18 protein-coding genes are annotated in these 17,809 nt (G+C 63.8%); all 18 read left to right on the plus strand.

What is annotated here, in order from left to right; all coding sequences use genetic code 11:
- Positions 1-208 precede the first annotated feature (208 nt).
- Complete coding sequence (gene pilM / locus ABZF37_RS04050; protein WP_372717036.1) at positions 209-1,288, plus strand: type IV pilus assembly protein PilM; 1,080 nt, start codon at positions 209-211, stop codon at positions 1,286-1,288.
- A 52-nt stretch (positions 1,289-1,340) separates the two neighbouring features.
- Positions 1,341-1,835, plus strand: a complete 495-nt coding sequence (locus tag ABZF37_RS04055) for a PilN domain-containing protein (protein ID WP_372717038.1) — start codon at positions 1,341-1,343, stop codon at positions 1,833-1,835.
- Positions 1,832-2,455 (plus strand): type 4a pilus biogenesis protein PilO, encoded by a 624-nt coding sequence (locus tag ABZF37_RS04060; protein ID WP_372717040.1) that lies wholly within the window; start codon positions 1,832-1,834, stop codon positions 2,453-2,455. The genes ABZF37_RS04055 and ABZF37_RS04060 overlap by 4 nt, the downstream gene beginning before the upstream one ends.
- Positions 2,452-2,982 carry a pilus assembly protein PilP gene (locus tag ABZF37_RS04065; RefSeq protein ID WP_372717042.1) on the plus strand — a complete coding sequence of 177 codons (531 nt, stop codon included), beginning with the start codon at positions 2,452-2,454 and terminating at the stop codon, positions 2,980-2,982. Before ABZF37_RS04060 ends, ABZF37_RS04065 begins: the two co-directional genes overlap by 4 nt.
- A gap of 33 nt (positions 2,983-3,015) precedes the next feature.
- The gene (pilQ, locus tag ABZF37_RS04070; RefSeq protein ID WP_372717044.1) at positions 3,016-5,124 is read left to right on the plus strand and encodes a type IV pilus secretin PilQ; all 2,109 of its coding nucleotides are present in this window, start codon (positions 3,016-3,018) and stop codon (positions 5,122-5,124) included.
- A 14-nt stretch (positions 5,125-5,138) separates the two neighbouring features.
- The gene (aroK, locus tag ABZF37_RS04075; protein ID WP_372717046.1) at positions 5,139-5,681 is read left to right on the plus strand and encodes a shikimate kinase AroK; all 543 of its coding nucleotides are present in this window, start codon (positions 5,139-5,141) and stop codon (positions 5,679-5,681) included.
- Positions 5,653-6,744 carry a 3-dehydroquinate synthase gene (gene aroB / locus ABZF37_RS04080; protein ID WP_372717047.1) on the plus strand — a complete coding sequence of 364 codons (1,092 nt, stop codon included), beginning with the start codon at positions 5,653-5,655 and terminating at the stop codon, positions 6,742-6,744. The genes aroK and aroB overlap by 29 nt, the downstream gene beginning before the upstream one ends.
- Positions 6,744-7,892 carry a deoxyguanosinetriphosphate triphosphohydrolase gene (locus tag ABZF37_RS04085; RefSeq protein ID WP_372717049.1) on the plus strand — a complete coding sequence of 383 codons (1,149 nt, stop codon included), beginning with the start codon at positions 6,744-6,746 and terminating at the stop codon, positions 7,890-7,892. The genes aroB and ABZF37_RS04085 overlap by 1 nt, the downstream gene beginning before the upstream one ends.
- A 184-nt stretch (positions 7,893-8,076) precedes the next feature.
- Positions 8,077-8,625 carry a heme-binding protein gene (locus ABZF37_RS04090; protein WP_372717051.1) on the plus strand — a complete coding sequence of 183 codons (549 nt, stop codon included), beginning with the start codon at positions 8,077-8,079 and terminating at the stop codon, positions 8,623-8,625.
- Between the two features lie 15 nt (positions 8,626-8,640).
- The gene (locus tag ABZF37_RS04095) at positions 8,641-8,946 is read left to right on the plus strand and encodes a YciI family protein (RefSeq protein WP_372717052.1); all 306 of its coding nucleotides are present in this window, start codon (positions 8,641-8,643) and stop codon (positions 8,944-8,946) included.
- A 124-nt stretch (positions 8,947-9,070) separates the two neighbouring features.
- A complete protein-coding gene (locus ABZF37_RS04100; RefSeq protein ID WP_372717053.1) occupies positions 9,071-10,240 on the plus strand; it encodes a thiolase family protein in 1,170 nt (389 codons plus the stop codon).
- On the plus strand, positions 10,237-10,635 hold the full coding sequence (locus ABZF37_RS04105; RefSeq protein ID WP_372717055.1) for a Zn-ribbon domain-containing OB-fold protein: 399 nt from the start codon (positions 10,237-10,239) through the stop codon (positions 10,633-10,635). Before ABZF37_RS04100 ends, ABZF37_RS04105 begins: the two co-directional genes overlap by 4 nt.
- A complete protein-coding gene (locus ABZF37_RS04110; RefSeq protein WP_372717057.1) occupies positions 10,635-13,244 on the plus strand; it encodes a cation-translocating P-type ATPase in 2,610 nt (869 codons plus the stop codon). Before ABZF37_RS04105 ends, ABZF37_RS04110 begins: the two co-directional genes overlap by 1 nt.
- 114 nt (positions 13,245-13,358) lie before the next feature.
- Positions 13,359-14,477, plus strand: coding sequence for an aminotransferase class V-fold PLP-dependent enzyme (locus tag ABZF37_RS04115; protein ID WP_372717059.1), 1,119 nt, complete (start codon positions 13,359-13,361; stop codon positions 14,475-14,477).
- A 74-nt stretch (positions 14,478-14,551) separates the two neighbouring features.
- Complete coding sequence (gene hslV / locus ABZF37_RS04120; protein ID WP_372717061.1) at positions 14,552-15,091, plus strand: ATP-dependent protease subunit HslV; 540 nt, start codon at positions 14,552-14,554, stop codon at positions 15,089-15,091.
- A gap of 19 nt (positions 15,092-15,110) precedes the next feature.
- Complete coding sequence (hslU, locus tag ABZF37_RS04125) at positions 15,111-16,439, plus strand: ATP-dependent protease ATPase subunit HslU (protein WP_372717063.1); 1,329 nt, start codon at positions 15,111-15,113, stop codon at positions 16,437-16,439.
- A gap of 39 nt (positions 16,440-16,478) precedes the next feature.
- Entirely contained in the window at positions 16,479-17,225 is a 747-nt protein-coding gene (gene ubiE / locus ABZF37_RS04130) for a bifunctional demethylmenaquinone methyltransferase/2-methoxy-6-polyprenyl-1,4-benzoquinol methylase UbiE (RefSeq protein WP_372717065.1), read from the plus strand.
- Positions 17,222-17,809, plus strand: a 588-nt coding sequence (locus tag ABZF37_RS04135) for an SCP2 domain-containing protein (RefSeq protein ID WP_372717067.1), incomplete at its 3' end; no start/stop codon positions are given. The genes ubiE and ABZF37_RS04135, both read left to right, overlap by 4 nt.

Below are 17,809 nucleotides of genomic sequence, written 5' to 3' on the forward strand. Positions count from 1 at the left end.
CGCAGAAAATAACTCCGGAACCGCCCAGTGACACCACACGTTCGCTTCGCGCTTTATGCTTGGTGCTCGTGCTGTGGCCTTAATTCCAGAGACGCTGTGATATAAATGTTCAGGAGCTTCAAACTACGGTCGATAACGCGCACGGACAGACACTCACAGTGCGAGGCCGAGCTGGCCACAAAAATTTTTGGAAGTCACGGGTAATCAATTGATTCGAAAGATTTTTGGCCAAGATGCTTCACCCTTGCTCGGGCTGGATATTAGCACGTCGGCGGTACGCCTTTTGGCCCTTGCCGCGACCGCCAAGGGTTACCGCGTGGAGGCAAGCGCCCATACCCGGTTGCCCGTGGGAGCTGTCTCGGAGCAAGCAGTGGTGCAGATCGAGGTCGCCGGTCAGGCGGTAGCCGATGCCTTGCAGCGCTCAGGTAGCAAACGACGTCATGCGGCCCTCGCCGTGTCAGGCTCACAAGTCATCAGTCGCCAGATCAGCATGCCGGCAGAGTTTTCCGATTCTGAGATCGAACAGCAAATCACCCTGGATTCGGATCAATACATCCCATATCCTCTGGAAGATGTGTACTTTGACTTCGTGGTAATGGGCGCCAATGCGCGCAATCCCGAGACCAATGACGTGCTGCTGATTGTCGCGCGCAACGAGGTTATCGATAAGCGCCTGGAAACACTGACCCTGGCTGGCCTGACAGCATCGGTCGTGGACGTGGAGGCCTATGCGTTAGAGTCGGCCTTCCCATTGATTGCCTCACAGCTTCCGGAGGCTGCCAGTGCCGGCTTTACCGCGATGGTTGATGTCGGCGCTACATCCACGACCTTGAGTGTGCTGCACGGTGGGGCTGCGGTTTTTACGCGTGAGCAGCTGTTTGGCGGAGACCAGTTATTGCAGCAGATTCAGGACCGTTACGGTCTGGCTTATCCTGAGGCGATTGTCGCGTTACATGACAACACGCTTCCAGACGACAGCCGCAACGAGGTCATCGCTCCATTTTTGGATTCGATGGCTAGCCAAGTGGCCAGATTGCTTCAGGTGTTCTTTTCCGCCACTGGCGAATCGGCAATCGATAGTGTCGTGTTGAGTGGTGGCTGCGCCGGGTTGCCCGGTGCGGCCGCGGCAGTTGGTGAGTACACCGGGCTGGACACTCGGGTCGGCAACCCGTTCCTTGATATCGAGTTCGCTTCGAAGAGTGAAGCGGCGCGGTTGCGGTCCGACGGACATGCCTGGATGGTTGCGGCAGGTCTTGCCATGCGGAGCATGAATAATGTCTCGCGTTAATCTGCTGCCATGGCGGCGTGGCCAACGCCAACGCCGACAGAAAGAGTTTCTGATGACACTGGGCGCTGGAGTGCTGGGCGCCGCTTTGTTGGTGATTGTTGCGGAACTGGTCTCCACAACAATAGTGAACCGTCAGGAAGAAAGAAATGCGCTCTTACGTACGGAAATCGCCGCGCTGGACATAAAGATTCGTGAGATTCGGGATATTCAGGCACAGAAGGCGCGCCTGCAGGCGCGCATGGAGGTTATTCAGGATCTCCAGGTCAAACGACCGATGTCGGTCAAGCTATTTGATGCCCTGGCACGCAGCGTGCCAGATGGTGTGTTCCTGGCCAGCGTTTCTCAGCGTGAGACGGCACTCAGTTTGCAAGGCCTGGCACAATCCAACGCCAGGGTGTCCACGTTCATGCATCAGCTGGACGCATCAGATCAGTTCGACCCCTCTACGCTGGGAGTCGCGCGGGCAACCGAGCATCGCGGCATGCACGCGAGTCAATACGACATCAAAGTTCCGCAGCACGTGGCAAAAGACGAGCCAGGTCAATGAGTCTGTTAGACGATCTTCGTAAGCTGGATGTGCGCAGTATCGATCTGCGCAGCATTGATGTTCAGGAAGCAGGCGAGTGGCCATTGCTGGGCAAGGCGGTCGCGGTGGGCTTGCTGGCACTCGTGGTGTTGGTGGCTGGTTACTATTTTATTGTGAGCAAGACGCTGGAGGATCTGGAGTCTCGCCAGCAGACCGAACAACAGCTGCGTCAGCAGTTCGTCACCAAGTATCGGCAGGCCGTGAATCTAGAGGCTTACCGCGAGCAATTGGCGCAGCTCAAGGAATCCTTCGAGGCGATGCGCCGTCAGTTGCCAGACAGCAACGAAATCGCCAATCTGCTAGTGGAAATAACGCAGGCGGGGTTAGGGCGTGGTCTGGAGTTCAAGCTATTCCAGCCGGGAGAGGCTCGGCCTTCAGGGTTTTATGCTGAAATACCGATCAGCATCGAAGTGACCGGCTCCTATCACGAGCTGGCGGAATTCGCGAGCGACGTGGCTGGCTTTCCACGCATCGTTACCTTGCATGATCTGAGTATCATCCCGGTCGGCAAGGATTCGGATCTGCTGGTGATGAAAGGGACGGCCAAGACCTACCAGTATCTGGACGAGGACAAGCCGTGAACGGCGGCCGGATTTTAGGACTGGGCCTGCTATGCGCCATAGCCTCTGGCTGCGGCGTCAGGAATGCGGATTTGCACGCCTGGATGGATGAAGTCCGCGCTGCCGAGAAAGTGGCCATTGATCCCTTGCCGGTGCTCAAGCCCTATGAGCAGTTTGTCTATGTGCGAGAAGGTATTAAAAACCCGTTTCTCGACACCCTGGAAGACCCGCGGCTGGCACAACGAGCCGATACCGGTGAGGATGGAGGCATTCGGCCAGACCTGAATCGGCGCAAGGAAGCCCTGGAAGGGTATCCCCTGGACGCACTGCGCATGGTCGGCACGTTGGGGCGCGACGGTTCGGTCTGGGCTCTGGTGCAGGGCCCGGATCAGACCATTAGCCGGATTGGCGTCGGCAATTATTTGGGCGAGAACTACGGACGGGTCTCGCAGGTCGAGGAAACCGCGGTCAAACTGGTGGAACTCATTCCAAATGGGACCGGTGGCTGGATGGAACGGGCAGCAGCCATTGCAATCGTGGAGCAGTAACACAGTATGACGATGGTCAGGGAGATGAATAACATGCAACATCGTCACTGGCGCGCTGCGGGCAGATTCCTGATGCGGACGATGGCTGTGCTACCACTGGCGATCGTTAGCAGCGGCCTGCAAGCAGTCACGCTGACAGGACTTGAACACGCGCCGACCCCAACAGGGGGAGTGCAGCTTCAACTACACGCGGATGGGGACCTGTCGGTCGGCAAGGCATTTTTGATCAATGATCCCCCCCGCCTGGTCGTTGATTTGCCGGCTGTCGGCAGTGCGATTGCCGAACGTAATCAGAAGATTGGTTCGGGTCCCGCGGAGAGTGTGGCGATCCTTCAGAGTGAGGGGCGTACCCGCGTGGTCGTCAACCTGACGCACGCGGTTCGTTGGTCGGTCCGCAGCAGTGGGCCTGACCTGTTCATGACCTTGGAAGGCGCCGCCGTCAGCTCAGCTGTGCCGTCGGGCGCGGCATCTACACCCTCGTTCACCGCTGCTGCGGGCGGACCTCGGGTCAGGTCGGTCGACTTCAGGCGGGGCGAAAGCGGCCAGGGTCGAGTTGTTGTGGATCTGTCCTCATCGGACATTCAGGTGGACACCCGCCCGCAAGGCGGGCGGGTGGTCATTACCTTCAAGGGTGCGGCGCTGCCCGCCGAGCTCAGTCGCCGTCTGGATGTGACCGATTTTGCCACGCCGGTGACGCGGGTTGAGACCCGCCAGCAGGCGGGAGGGGTGCGGATGGAGGTGTCCACCCACGGTCCCTTCGAGCACCTTGCCTATCAGACGAATGGCACGTACACGCTTGAAGTTTCCCCAGTGCGCACTGACGCCGCGAGCTTGCGCAATGTCAAGAAAACTTACTCTGGCGAGCCTATTTCCCTGAACTTCCAGAGCATCGAAGTAAGGGCGGTCCTGCAATTGCTTGCCGACTTCACCGGCAAGAACCTCGTCGCCGCCGATACCGTAGGCGGCAATATCACCTTGCGATTGCAGAACGTGCCCTGGGATCAGGCGCTGGACGTGATCCTGACTACCAAAGGTCTCGGCAAGCGTGACGACGGCAACGTGATGTGGATAGCACCAGCGGAAGAAATCGCCGCGCGCGAGCAGGCTGAGTCGGAAGCCAGAAAGAACCTGGAAGAGCTGGCCCCGCTGTATACCGAATTCATGGCCGTGAATTTCGCCAAGGCGACCGATGTCGCGGAACTTTTAAAGGGTGACGATCGCCAGGTATTGACGGAGCGTGGCAACGTCACCGTGGATGAACGCACCAATACCTTGATCATTAACGATACCGAGCAAAAGCTTGCCGAGATTCGCGAGCTGATGAAGGTGCTGGACGTAGCGGTGCGACAGGTTCTTATCGAGTCGCGGATCGTCAACGCCAGTACCAATTTCAGCAAGAGCCTGGGGGTCAAGTTTGGCGCCAGTGATAATCGGAATATCGTGGGCGGAACGACGGCTGTTTCCGGTAATTTGAACGGCACGACTCAACTCATCAACGGTGAAACCCTGGAGATGGATGACCGCCTGAACGTGAATATGCCGGCACAGCGATTGCAGGGTGTCCCGTTCAACCCCACGTCAATTGGCCTGGCGATTGCCAAACTGCCATTCGGACGCTTGCTGGAACTTGAACTGTCGGCGTTGCAGGCCGAGGGCCGGGGCGAGATTATTTCCAATCCGCGCGTGGTCACGTCCAATCAGAAGGAGGCGATTATTTCCCAGGGTACGGAATTTCCGTATCAGAATGCGTCTGCCAGCGGTGCGACCGCGACGGAATTCAAGGAGGCCGTGCTGCAGTTGAAGGTGACGCCGCAGATCACGCCTGATGATCACATCATCATGGATATCGAGGTCAACAAGGACGCACTGAACACCAACGCGACCAATCTCATCGGCGAACCGGCCATCGACACGCAACGGGTGCAGTCGCAGGTGCTGGTCAACGACGGCGAGACGCTCGTGATTGGTGGTATCTACGAACAGACTAAATCGAATAACGTTGCGCGCACACCGTTCTTTGGGGACTTACCCTACATAGGGCGGCTGTTTCAAAACAAGGTTGGGACCAATGAGAAACGGGAGCTGCTGATTTTTGTAACTCCTAAGATCGTGCGCGAAGGGTTGGCCGACGCCGCGCCCTGAGCGAACGCGTTCCGATGGCCCGCCGTAGTGTATTTTTGGTCGGCCCGATGGGGGCCGGAAAAACCACGGTCGGGCGCCGACTGGCGCAGAGTCTGGGGCTCGATTTTTTCGATAGTGACGAGGAGATCGAACGCCGTACGGGCGCCACGATTTCGATAATCTTCGAGATCGAAGGGGAAGTCGGGTTTCGCAAGCGCGAGCATAAGGTGTTGCAGGATCTGACGGCACTGCCCGGGATTGTCCTGGCGACCGGTGGCGGTGCGGTGCTGATGCCGGAAAATCGGGAACTGCTGCGCGCCCGTGGGACGGTGGTTTACCTTAAAACATCGGTTGCCGAGCAATTGCGGCGTACGCGTAGTTCGGTGCACAGGCCTCTGCTGCAGGACGCCGACACCGATCCGGAGGCGCGTCTGCTCGAACTCACGCAGGAGCGTGAGCCATTGTACGATTCGGTGGCAGATATCGTGGTGGAGTCACCCGGCCGCAAGGTTGGCGCCACGGTCAAGGATGTTTTGGATCGTCTAACGGATGCGCACTCTACGAGTCGACCTGGCTGATCGCAGCTACCCGATTCATATCGGTTCTGGCCTGCTGGCCGACGCTGGCCTGTATCGCCCGCACATCGCCGGACGGCGTGTCGTGGTTGTCAGCGACAGCCGTGTCTCGGCGTTGCTGGGTGCTCGTGTATGTGGCGCGCTTGCCGATTATCAGCCGCTGCTGCTGGAGTTTGCTCCGGGTGAGGACTCTAAAAGCCTGGAGACCTACGCGCGTTTGGCCGACCAGCTGATTGAGGGACGTTTCGACCGACGGGTCACCCTGATCGCGCTCGGTGGCGGCGTGGTGGGTGACATGACCGGTTTTCTGGCGGCGAGCTACCACCGCGGCGTTGACTTCATCCAGGTGCCAACAACCCTGCTTGCACAGGTTGACTCCTCGGTCGGGGGTAAGACCGGCCTCAATCGCCCGGGTGGCAAGAACCTGCTTGGAGCGTTTCACCAGCCTCGCTGCGTGCTGATCGATACGGATACTCTGAAAACGCTGGATCAGCGCGAACTGACTGCCGGGCTGGCGGAGGTCATCAAGTACGGATTGATCGCCGATGCCGAGTTTCTGGACTGGCTGGAGCGCGACATGGATGCGCTGCTGGGCGGCGACGGCCCGGCGCTGACGCGAGCCATCTACCGCTCATGTGAAATCAAGGCCGCCATCGTCGCTGCTGACGAGCGCGAGGCCGGACAACGGGCACTTCTTAATCTGGGCCATACCTTCGGCCACGCAATTGAAGCGGCCACAGGTTACGGTACCTGGCTGCACGGCGAGGCAGTTGGCCTTGGCATGTTGATGGCCGCGCGGCTATCGCAGCGGCTTGGTCGCCTGTCGGCCGACGCCTGCGGGCGCGTTGCCCTGCTGATTCAGCGGGCCGGCCTGCCGACCTGTTTGCCTCCCGAAATTGCCACCGACACCTTGCTCGGCTTCATGGCAGGTGACAAGAAAGTCCTCGACGGGCGCTCGCGGCTGGTAGTGCTGGACGCCGTCGGCCGCGCTGCCATTGTCGAGGGCGTGGAGCCAAGTCTGCTGGCGACGGTGATCGACGCCGCGCGCACGCCCTTGGCGGCGTGATGACGCTTCGTGCCTGCGCCGCGACTGACCACAACAGCCGAGGGCGGCGTCACGCCGAACCGGACCCCGGCGACCGTACCCAGCACCAGCGCGATCGCGACCGCATCATCCATTGCGGCGCGTTTCGGCGACTCGAATACAAGACGCAAGTGTTCGTCAATCACGAAGGCGACATGTTCCGCACCCGGCTCACGCACTCGCTGGAAGTGGCACAGATTTGCCGCTCCGTGGCGCGTTCGCTGGGATTGAACGAGGATCTGGCCGAGGCCATATCGCTGTCGCACGATCTGGGACACACGCCGTTCGGGCACGCTGGCCAGGACGCCTTGAACGCATGCATGAGCGCGTACGGTGGCTTTGAGCACAACGTGCAGTCGCTGCGGATTGTCGACACCCTGGAGCAGCGTTATCCGGCCTTTTCCGGAATCAATCTCACGTTCGAGACGCGCGAAGGCATCCTCAAGCACTGCACCGCCGAAATCGCCGCCAAGCTTGGCGACGTCGGTGAACGCTTCCTGTCCGGTCAGCAGCCCAGTCTGGAAGCCCAGCTCACCAACCTCGCGGACGAAATTGCTTATAACTCGCATGATCTGGATGACGGCCTGCGGGCCGGGATGTTGAGCTTTGCCCAGCTAACCGCAGAGTCGGCTTTTTTCAGGGCTCACCACGATGCCGTCGGCAGGGAATTCGGAACTCTGGCCAGCCGCGTGGGCCAGCACGAAATCATCCGCCGCATCATCAAGGCGCAGATTGTGGATCTGCGTGAAACCAGTGCCGCTCGTCTGGGTGCCGCGGCAGTAGGCAGTCTGGACGAGGTGCGGCAGTGCGGTGGCCCTCTGATCGCGTTCAGCGACCGTATGCGGGCCGATAACGACTTGCTGAAGGGCATCCTCAACCGGAGCGTTTATCAGCACTACCGTGTGCGCCGCATGACCAGTCGTGCCCGGCGGGTGGTGACTGATTTGTTCACTATTTTTTTGGACGACCCACAGCTTCTGCCGCCCGAATCGCTCGTGGCCGTGGAGCAGCGCGAGCAGGCGCATGGTCGACGCGGGCGCGCGCGGGCCGTCGCCGATTATGTCGCCGGCATGACCGACCGCTACGCCCTGGCGCAGCACGCCGCGTTGTTCGGCAGCGTGCCCGACTGACGGTGGCGCCGCCGCATTGGCCCACCACCGGCCAGTGCCCCGTGACGTGATCCGCCGACATCGCCGGTCCTGGAACATTTACCGGCCGTCGCGGCTATGCGAAGCTAGCGGCGTTCTGGCCGGTGACCGTCGCAAGGCGCTTGTTTACTATCCAGGCCACCTCACAAACTGCCGGGAGGACGACGTGCGCGAATTGACCCTGGAAGAAGTACAAACCATTCTGAGCGATGGCGTCGCGCTGGCCCGTGCCAAGGGCTTTCCGTCTACCGTTGCGGTGGTGGACATGGGGGGCAACTTAAGAGGTGTGCTGCGACCGGAGAAGGGCCGCATCGCCAACCCCGACATCGCCATCAAGAAAGCCTGGACTGCTGCCGCCCTGCACCGCAGCACTGCCCAGGTTCGTGAGCTGATGATCACCCCGGATCGTTTCGGCTACGGCCTGCAGTTTACCGATCAGCGCTTGTGCATGGTCGGCGGGGGATTCCCAATCATCGACAAGGCCGGCGATGTCATCGGCGGCGTCGGTACCAGCGGCGGGCCAGTGGACCTGGATATCGCCTGCTCGCTGGCCGGGTTGCGCAAGCTGGGCTTCCCGACCGATTTCGCTGATCCTCTGAAGGCGGCGCCCACCAAGGCCACTAAAATGGGGGGCAAGTCGACCAAGCTTGCCAAGGCAGCCGCGACCAAGCCGGCAAAAATCGCCAAGGCATCCGCCAAGGCAAAGAAAAAGTAACCGCGGGAGTTCCCGATGCTTTACGCGATATGGATCGAAGATGTTCACGACAGTCTGCCGCGTCGCCTCAAGGTGCGTGAGGCGCACCTGAATCGCCTGCGCGAAATGGTGAAGACTGGCCGCGTCAAGATGGCAGGTCCGTTCCCCAAGGTGGCGGGCGAGGATCCGACCCAGTCCGGCTTCGCCGGGGGTCTGATCGTTGCCGAATTCGATAGCGCCGAGGCCGCGGAGCAGTGGTTGAAGGAAGATCCCTACCACGCCGCGGGCGTGTTCAAGAATTACTGGATCCAACCCTACCTGAAAGTGCTGCCGGCGGATTGATGCCAGCGCTGCCGTGAACGCCCGGGCAGTTATGCCCAGGCGTTGTCTCTCGACCATGTTGGGATTGGAGACTGCACCCGCCGGATGCGGTCAGGATCCGGTTATCGTTAACAGCTGAAAACGTATGCCTGTCGCCGTTGCCATTGCCGCCGTATCGGAGCTGACGCCGGGCCGTTACCCACAACGGGCCACACACGCCCTGTACCAGGACGCCATCGCCACGCTGCTGGCGCAATGGCCGATCAAACCGGGCGACATCCAGGGCCTGCTGGTTGCGCCGGCCGGCATGGCCGATGGCGTGTCGGACAACATCTTCGTGCACGAACGCCTGGTCGAGGAACTTGGCCTTGACTCGACCTTTGCCGAGACCGTCAACGTCGGCGGTTCCACCCATGCGGTGATGGCGATCCGCGCGGCGCTGGCGATTCGCGCCGGTCTCGCCGACGGCGTGCTGTGCGTGTCCGCCGGGCGCTTTCCTAACGTGGGGGGTGGTGGCGCGCAGCGCAACACGCGCATGTTTGCCCACCCGGATTTCGACAGCCTGTATGGGCCGTACATCCCGCCCATCTATGCCCAGGTGGCCACCCGCCACATGCACGAAACCGGCATCGGGCGGGATGCGATGGCCGCGGTGGCGGTCGGTCAGCGGGCCTGGGCCATTCGCCACCCACAGGCCCTGATGGCAGCCAAAGGGCCGCTTACGGTGGACAGCGTACTTGCCGCGCGGCCGATCGCCTCGCCATTTCACCTGTTGGACTGCTCGGTGCCATGCGATGGTGGCGGCGCCTTCCTGGTGGCAAGCGCTGCATTGGCTCGCCGCATCAATCCACAGCCGGCCTGGCTGCGGGGCTTTGGCGAAGTACACCGCCGTGCCAACATCAGCCAGTTACGCCGCCTGGACGACGTCGGCGGGCAGGCCGCGGCGCAGGCCGCCTTCCGCATGGCGGGTCTCACGCCCGGCGATGTGCGCCTGGCGCAGTTGTATGACTCCTTCAGCTACAACCCGATCCTCGGCGTCGAGCATATGGGCCTGGTGCCGGCGGGGCAGGGCGGACGCTTTTTTTTGGATGGCCGCGGCGCGCCGGGCGGCGACCTGCCGGTCAACAGCAACGGTGGCCTGTTGTCTTTCGGCCACACCGGCGATGCGTCCGGCATGTCCGTGATCGCCGAAGCGGCGTTGCAGGTGATGGGCCGCGCCGGCGACCGGCAGGTCAGCGCACCGGTCGCACTTGTGCATTGCTACGGCGGCATGATGAGCGAGCATGCCGTTCTGCTGCTGGGGAACGTGTCGTGAGCAAGCTGTTGCCGGATATCGACGACCTTACCCAACCGTTCTGGGACGCCGCGCAGCAGCGCCGTCTGGTCATGCAGCGCTGCACTGACTGCGGCGCTTTCGTCTGGCATCCACAGCCGTGGTGTCGCGCCTGTTATGGACAGCGACTTGCCTGGCAGCCGCTGGCCGGTACTGGCGAACTTTTCACCTACTCGGTGGTCCACTACGCGCCATTGCCAGGCTACGCCGACGAAGTGCCGTACGTGCTGGCCACGGTGCGGCTTACCGAAGGCCCGCAGATGATGACCAACCTGATCGGCTGCGACTGGCGGGAGGTGCGCATCGGCCAGCCGCTGGAACTGCGCTGGGAGGAGCGCACCGGCGGTTTTCTGGTGCCGCAGTTCACGCCGGTCTGATGGGCGTGCCGTCGGCGCCGTGGTGCCGACCCGCGGCGGAGGTCGCGCGCGAACTGGGCGTTGATCCGGCGATCGGCCTCGATTCCCAGCACGCGACGCAGCGCCTGCGACGTGACGGCCCCAATCGTTTGCGCCGGGTCAAGCCGCGCAGCCTGGCGGCTATCCTGTGGGCACAGCTGAGTAGTTTGTTGGTCGGTCTGCTGGCGGTGGCGGCGGGTATCGGCTTCGTGTCCGGCGACACCGTTGAGGCGTATGCCATTCTGGTGGTGATCGTGCTGAACACGGCCATCGGCTTTGCCAGCGAGCTGCGCGCGGTGCGCTCAATGGAGGCGCTGCGCCGCCTGGGCGTCACCAGCAGTCGGGTGCGTCGCGACGGTGCGCTGCAGGAACTGCCGGCTGCCGCTGTGGTGGTCGGCGACATCGTCCTGCTGGAAGGCGGCGATCTGGTACCGGCGGACCTGCGGGTGCTGGAGAGCGCCCGCCTGCAGGTGGATGAATCATCGCTGACCGGCGAATCCCTGCCGGTGACCAAGCGTGCCGATCCCGTGCTGCCCGAGACGCCACTTGCGGACCGTACCTGCATGTTGCACCGCGGTACGTCGATAAGCGCCGGTACCGCGCTCGGCGTGGTGACTGCTACCGGCATGGCCACCGAACTGGGCATGATCAGCCACCTGCTGGCCAAGGCCGAACCGCAGGCCACGCCCCTGGAAAAGCGTCTCGATCGCCTCGGGCAACGGCTGGCCGGGTTGGCGGTGGTGATTGCCGCCGCGATCGCCGCCACCGGCTTTTCCGATGAGCACGATCTGACGCTGATGGTGATGACCGGCATCGCCCTGGCCGTGGCGGCGTTGCCGGAAGGTCTGCCGGTCGTGGCTACGCTGTCCCTGGCGCGCGGTATGCGCCGCATGGCACGCCGCAATGCGCTGATCAATCGACTGGCGGCGGTCGAGACGCTGGGCGCCACCACGGTCATTTGTACCGACAAGACCGGCACGCTGACCGAGAACCGTCTCGCCGTCACCCATCTGGTCCTGCCGGGCGCCGGGCCGGTGGAATCGCCTGCCGATACGGTGCCGACATCCCTTGAAGGCGCGCGGGAGCGGCTGCTGCGGGCCGGTCAGTTGTGTAACAACGCGGCGCTGGTGGGGGACGGCAACAAGGGCATCGGTGACCCGCTGGAGGTAGCGTTGCTACAGGCCGCCAGGGGTTTGCCGCCAGCACAGGCCGAGCGCCTGCGCGAGGAACCGTTCGACCCGGTGCGGCGGCTCATGGCGACCGTACACACGGCCCGGAAGGGTTATTACATCGCCGTCAAGGGCGCGCCGGAGGCGGTGCTCGCCCACTGCGTCGCCGTGGCAGATGGCGATCCGTCGCCGCTGCCTCTGACAGCCGCGCGGCTCCAGCAATGGCTCGCTGCCAACGAGGCACTGGCAGCGCGTGGACTGCGCGTACTGGCATTGGCGCAGGGTTTCGGGGACCAGCTGCCCACAGATATGTACGCCGATCTGACCCTGCTGGGTCTGATTGGGCTGATGGATCCGCCGCGAGCCGATGTGGCTGCGGCGATAGCCCAGTGCCGTGCCGCAGGCATCCGGGTTGTGATGGTGACGGGCGATCACCTGGCCACTGCCCGTTACGTGGCACAGGCGCTGAAACTGGCCGAAGGCCTGGACGGCAGCGCCGCGGCGCTGCCCGGCGATGCCCTCGATCATCCTCAGGATCACGGCGGTGAAGACGCGGTGCTGGGTGCGGGCGTGTTTGCGCGTGTCAGCCCGGCACAGAAAATGGCGCTGATCACACGCCTTCAAGCACGCGGCGAGGTGGTGGCCATGACTGGCGACGGCGTCAACGACGCGCCGGCCCTCAGGCAGGCCGACATTGGTGTTGCCATGGGCCAGCGTGGTACGCAGGTGGCGCGTCAGGCGGCCGCCATGGTGCTGCGCGACGATGCATTTGCCAGCATCGCGGCGGCGGTGGCCCAGGGGCGGGTCATCTTCGACAATATCCGCCGTTTCGCGGTCTATCTGTTGTCCTGCAATCTGAGTGAGGTGCTGGTCGTGGGCCTGGCCGCGCTGGCTGGTGGACCGCTACCGCTGCTGCCATTGCAGATACTGTTCCTGAATCTGGTGACGGATGTGTTTCCGGCGCTGGCCCTGGGCGCCGGCGAAGCCGACGGTAGCGAGATGCGGCGCCCACCGCGTCCGCCGGGCGAGGCCATCCTTACCCGCCGCCACTGGTGGCAGGTGGTGGGGCACGGCGCCAGCATTACGGTTGCCACGCTGCTGGCCTTCTGGCTGGCCATCGGACCGCTGCGCGCCACAGCCGAGCAAGCCGTGTCGGTGTCGTTCCTCACCCTGGCGCTGGCGCAGCTATGGCACGTCTTCAATATGCGCCCGGCTGGCAGCTCCCGGTGGCGCAACCCGGTGACGCGCAATCCTTACGTATGGGCAGCGCTCGTCCTGTGCCTGGGGCTGCTTGGGCTCGCCGTGTACCTGCCGCCGCTGGCAGGGGTCTTGCAGTTGGTGCCACCTGATACGCAGCAGTGGGCCGTGATCCTGGCCGCCAGTCTGATGCCGGTGCTGCCCGGCCTGCTTGGCAAGCGTTGATAACTCTGTTGTGGATTTCTCGGCGCCCGCGACCCGGTGGTCGCCAGGATGTGGCTCAGGTGCGCCGGGGCGAGATAATCGCTGCTGTTCACGAGCGACCAAGCGGTTTTCATCATGCAGCATCCAGACTTCGATCTTGACCCCGCGTTGATTTACCTGAACCACGCCGCGGTCGCTCCCTGGCCGCGGCGCACGGCCGAGGCCGTGGCGCGTTTCGCCACCGAGAACGCCCGCGATGGTGCTCGTCACTATCCGCGCTGGTTGCAGCTTGAACAACGCCTGCGCGAGCGTTTGCAGCGCCTTGTCGGCGCGAGTTCCGCTGATGACATCGCATTGCTCAAGAACACTTCGGAGGCCATTTCGGTGGTCGCCTTCGGATTCCCCTGGCGCGCCGGTGACAACGTCGTGCTGGCCGCCGAGGAATTCCCCTCCAACCGCATTCCCTGGCAGGCGCTGGCCCGGCAGGGGGTCGAGTGTCGGCAGGCGCGGCTGACCGGTGCGCCCGATCCCGAGCAGGCGCTGCTTGACCTGGTCGACGACCGTACCGGCGTACTGGCGGTATCGTCCGTGCAGTACGGGTCGGGCTTGCGCATGGACCTGGAGCGCCTCGGTGCCGCCTGCCGGACGCGCGGGGTGGCCCTGTGCGTGGACGCCATTCAGAGCCTGGGCGCGCTGCCGTTCGACGTGCAGGCAGTGCAGGCCGACTTCGTTATGGCGGACGGCCACAAGTGGATGCTGGGGCCAGAGGGCCTGGCGTTGTTGTGGGTCCGGCCCGAGTGGCGCGAGCGACTGGCCTTGTTTCAATACGGTTGGCATATGACCCGGCAGGGTGGCGATTTTGACGCGGTCGAGTGGCAGCCGGCGGACAATGCCCGTCGCTTCGAGTGCGGCACCCCCAACCTGCTGGGCGCGCATGGCCTTGAAGCCAGCCTGTCCTTACTTGAGGAGCACGGCGCGGACCGGATTCGGGACGACGTGCTGGAACGCAGCGGGTATCTCATTGAGCGGGTTACCAGCGCGCCCGAACTCGAACTGCTGACCGACGCGCGGCCCGAGCGCCGCTCCGGCATCGTCACGTTTCGCCACCGGCAGATCCCGAATGCCGAACTGCACCGCCGTCTGACCGCGGCCGGTGCCGTGTGCGCCCAGCGCGGCGGCGGCGTGCGCCTGTCGCCGCATTTCTACACGCCGTTCAAGGCACTGGATGCCGCGCTGGCGAGTGTGCTGGCCTGAGCCGGCGCTGCGGCATGAGGCCGGGACGCAGCGGGTAGAATCAGCGCCCCATTGAATTTTTCCGGAGCGCGCGCATGGAGGCCTTTCACGGCACCACCATCCTGTCTGTCCGTCGCAATGGCCACGTGGTGTTGGGCGGCGACGGTCAGGTGACGCTGGGCAATATGGTCATGAAGCGTGGCGCCCGCAAGGTGCGCCGGCTGCACCACGGCAAGGTGCTGGCCGGGTTTGCCGGCGCGACGGCCGATGCCTTCACCCTGTTCGAACTGTTTGACGCCAAGCTCGAAAAGCACTCCGGCCAGCTGGCGCGGGCCGCCGTGGAGCTGGCCAAGGACTGGCGCACCGATCGCCTGCTGCGGCGCCTGGAGGCCATGCTGGCAGTGGCCGATACGGAAACTTCGCTCATCATCTCTGGCAATGGCGACGTGCTGGAGCCCGAGGACGGCCTGATGGCCATCGGCTCCGGCGGCGCTTTCGCGCAGTCCGCGGCGCGCGCGCTGCTGGACCACTCGCAGCTCGACGCGCGACAGATTGTCGAGCGCTCACTCACCATCGCCGCTGACATCTGCATCTATACCAACCACGAATTCACCTTCGAGGAGCTGGGCGCCTGACGCCCCACCCGCCATGTCCATGACCCCGCGCGAAATCGTCCAGGAACTCGACAAACACATCATTGGCCAGGATGCCGCCAAGCGCGCCGTGGCCATTGCCCTGCGCAACCGCTGGCGCCGCCAGCAGGTGCCGGAGCCGCTGCGCAGCGAGATCACGCCCAAGAACATTCTGATGATCGGCCCGACCGGTGTCGGCAAGACCGAGATCGCCCGTCGTCTGGCGCGTCTGGCCGGGGCGCCGTTCCTGAAGATCGAAGCAACCAAGTTCACCGAGGTCGGCTACGTTGGGCGCGACGTGGAATCCATCGTCCGCGACCTGATGGACGTGGCGGTCAAACAGACCCGCGAGCAGGAGATGGCCAAAGTGCGCCGCCGCGCCGAAGATGCCGCCGAGGAGCGCGTTCTGGACCTGCTGCTGCCCGGCTCGCGCAGCGACGACCCTGGCTCCGGCACTGACAGCAGCGCAGATACGCGCCAGAAGCTGCGAAAGCGCCTGCGCGAAGGCCAGCTCAACGACAAACAGTTGGAAATCGAGGTCACACTGCCGCAGGTGGGCGTGGAGATCATGGCCCCGCCGGGCATGGAGGAACTCACCCAGCAGTTGCAGGGTATGTTCCAGAACATGGCCGGGCGGCGCGAGCGCCGGCGCCAGGTACGGGTCGAGGAGGCGCTGCGCCTGCTCACCGACGAAGAAGCCGGCAAGATCGTCAACGACGAGGACATAAAACGCAGCGCCGTCGCCAATGCCGAACAGAACGGCATCGTCTTTCTCGACGAGATCGACAAGATCACCCAGCGTGGCGGCGATCGTGGCGGCAGCGGCGGCGAGGTGTCGCGCGAGGGCGTGCAGCGGGATTTGCTGCCGCTGATCGAGGGCAGCACCGTCGCTACCAAGTATGGCCAGGTGCGTACCGATCATGTGCTGTTTATTGCCTCAGGCGCGTTTCACCTGACCAAGCCGTCCGATCTCATCCCGGAATTGCAAGGCCGGCTGCCGATCCGCGTGGAACTGGATTCGCTGCGCGTGGAGGACTTCGTGCGCATCCTGACCGATACCGATGCGGCGCTGACCGAGCAGGCGACGGCCCTGTTGGCGACCGAAGGCGTCACGCTTCGCTTTTCGCCGGATGGTGTGCTGCGGCTTGCGCAAATCGCCTTCGAGGTCAACGAGCGCACCGAGAACATCGGCGCCCGCCGGCTGCACACCGTCATGGAGCGCCTGCTGGAGGACCTGTCCTTCGCCGCGGCCGATCGCAGCGGCAGCGAAGTGATGGTCGACGGTGCTTACGTCGATCAGCGCCTCGCGGACCTGGCGGGGGACCAGGACTTGAGCCGCTACATACTCTGATCTGGCCCGCATCGCGATCCCACGCTGACGGAGACTGCCATGCCGCAAGACACCACGGATTTTGGTTTCAACGAAGTGCCGGTCGCCGACAAGGCGCACCGGGTCCGGCAGGTATTCGACTCGGTCGCGCCGCGTTACGACCTGATGAACGACCTGATGTCGATGGGCCTGCACCGGGTCTGGAAGCGTTTCGCGGTCGGGCTGGCGGCGGTGCGGCCCGGCGAGTGGGTGCTCGATCTTGCCGGCGGCACGGGCGATCTGACGCGCCTGTTGGCGCCGCGGGTCGGGGACGGCGGCCGGGTGCTGCTGGCCGACATCAACGGCGCCATGTTGTCCAGGGGTCGGGACCGGCTGATCGATGCCGGTATCGCCGGCAATGTCGACTACCTGCAGGTGGACGCCGAGCACCTGCCGGTGGCCGACAAGAGCCTGCACTGCGTGGTGATCGGTTTTGGCCTGCGCAACGTCACCGACAAGCAGGCGGCACTGGGCGAGATGCGCCGGGTGCTCAAGCCCGGTGGCCGGGCGCTGGTGCTGGAGTTCTCGCAGCCGGTGCTGGCGCCGCTAAAACCCCTGTACGACGCCTACAGTTTTCAGGTGCTGCCGCGCATCGGACGGCTGGTGGCGGGGGACGCCGACAGTTACCGCTATCTGGCCGAGTCCATCCGTCGCCATCCGGATCAGGACACGCTGCTGGGCATGCTGCACCAGGCTGGTTTCAGCCGTTGCCAGTATTTCCACCTTGCCGGCGGCATCGTCGCCGTGCACCGGGGTTACCGGCTGTGACGGACGCACCGGCCAGCGCGGCCACCAGCCTGCCGCTGGCGGCCCTGGAAATGGCTCTGAACCGCTTGCTGGCGCTCGATCCGCTAACGCTGGAACGCCTGGCCGCTTTGGAAGGCCGGGTCATTGCCCTGGACCTGCCGGCCCTGGGCCTGCATTTCACGCTTGCGCCGCATGGCAATGGCCTGCAGTGGCTGTCTTTGGCGCCGGAAGCGGTCGATGTGCGGATCAGCGGCAGCCTGGCGGATCTGTTGCGCGCCCATGCGGGTGGCGGACTGGATGGCTTGCAGGTCGATGGCGACAAGCATCTGGCCAGTGCCTTCGCCAACGCGCTGCGCGAGGCGCGCGTCGACTGGCCGGAGCTGCTGGTGCCCTGGCTGGGGGACCTGCTGGCGCAGCGCGGCGCGCAGGCCGTTGGCGCCGTGGCTGCCGCGGTGCGGGACGGTGCCGATTCCCTGCTGCGCAGTGGTGGTGAGTTCTTGCAGTACGAGCGGCCGGTGCTGATAAGCGCCACCGAGTGGGACAGTTTCCAGGCCGCAGTGCGGGCCTTGCACGATTCCGTCAGCGAGCTCGAACGGCGCGTTGCC

The sequence above is a fragment of the Immundisolibacter sp. genome, from assembly GCF_041601295.1.
Classification (GTDB): Bacteria; Pseudomonadota; Gammaproteobacteria; order Immundisolibacterales; family Immundisolibacteraceae; genus Immundisolibacter.

Bases quoted from the DNA above. Each gene is read 5' to 3' on its own strand.
- ABZF37_RS04060 (WP_372717040.1), top strand. From the start codon at position 1,832: ATGAGTCTGTTAGACGATCTTCGTAAGCTGGATGTGCGCAGTATCGAT.
- ABZF37_RS04100 (WP_372717053.1), top strand. From the start codon at position 9,071: ATGCCTGTCGCCGTTGCCATTGCCGCCGTATCGGAGCTGACGCCGGGC.
- ubiE (WP_372717065.1), top strand. From the start codon at position 16,479: ATGCCGCAAGACACCACGGATTTTGGTTTCAACGAAGTGCCGGTCGCC.
- aroK (WP_372717046.1), top strand. From the start codon at position 5,139: ATGGCCCGCCGTAGTGTATTTTTGGTCGGCCCGATGGGGGCCGGAAAA.
- ABZF37_RS04095 (WP_372717052.1), top strand. From the start codon at position 8,641: ATGCTTTACGCGATATGGATCGAAGATGTTCACGACAGTCTGCCGCGT.
- aroB (WP_372717047.1), top strand. From the start codon at position 5,653: ATGCGCACTCTACGAGTCGACCTGGCTGATCGCAGCTACCCGATTCAT.
- ABZF37_RS04055 (WP_372717038.1), top strand. From the start codon at position 1,341: ATGACACTGGGCGCTGGAGTGCTGGGCGCCGCTTTGTTGGTGATTGTT.
- hslV (WP_372717061.1), top strand. From the start codon at position 14,552: ATGGAGGCCTTTCACGGCACCACCATCCTGTCTGTCCGTCGCAATGGC.
- ABZF37_RS04110 (WP_372717057.1), top strand. From the start codon at position 10,635: ATGGGCGTGCCGTCGGCGCCGTGGTGCCGACCCGCGGCGGAGGTCGCG.
- ABZF37_RS04085 (WP_372717049.1), top strand. From the start codon at position 6,744: ATGACGCTTCGTGCCTGCGCCGCGACTGACCACAACAGCCGAGGGCGG.
- hslU (WP_372717063.1), top strand. From the start codon at position 15,111: ATGACCCCGCGCGAAATCGTCCAGGAACTCGACAAACACATCATTGGC.
- pilQ (WP_372717044.1), top strand. From the start codon at position 3,016: ATGCAACATCGTCACTGGCGCGCTGCGGGCAGATTCCTGATGCGGACG.
- ABZF37_RS04115 (WP_372717059.1), top strand. From the start codon at position 13,359: ATGCAGCATCCAGACTTCGATCTTGACCCCGCGTTGATTTACCTGAAC.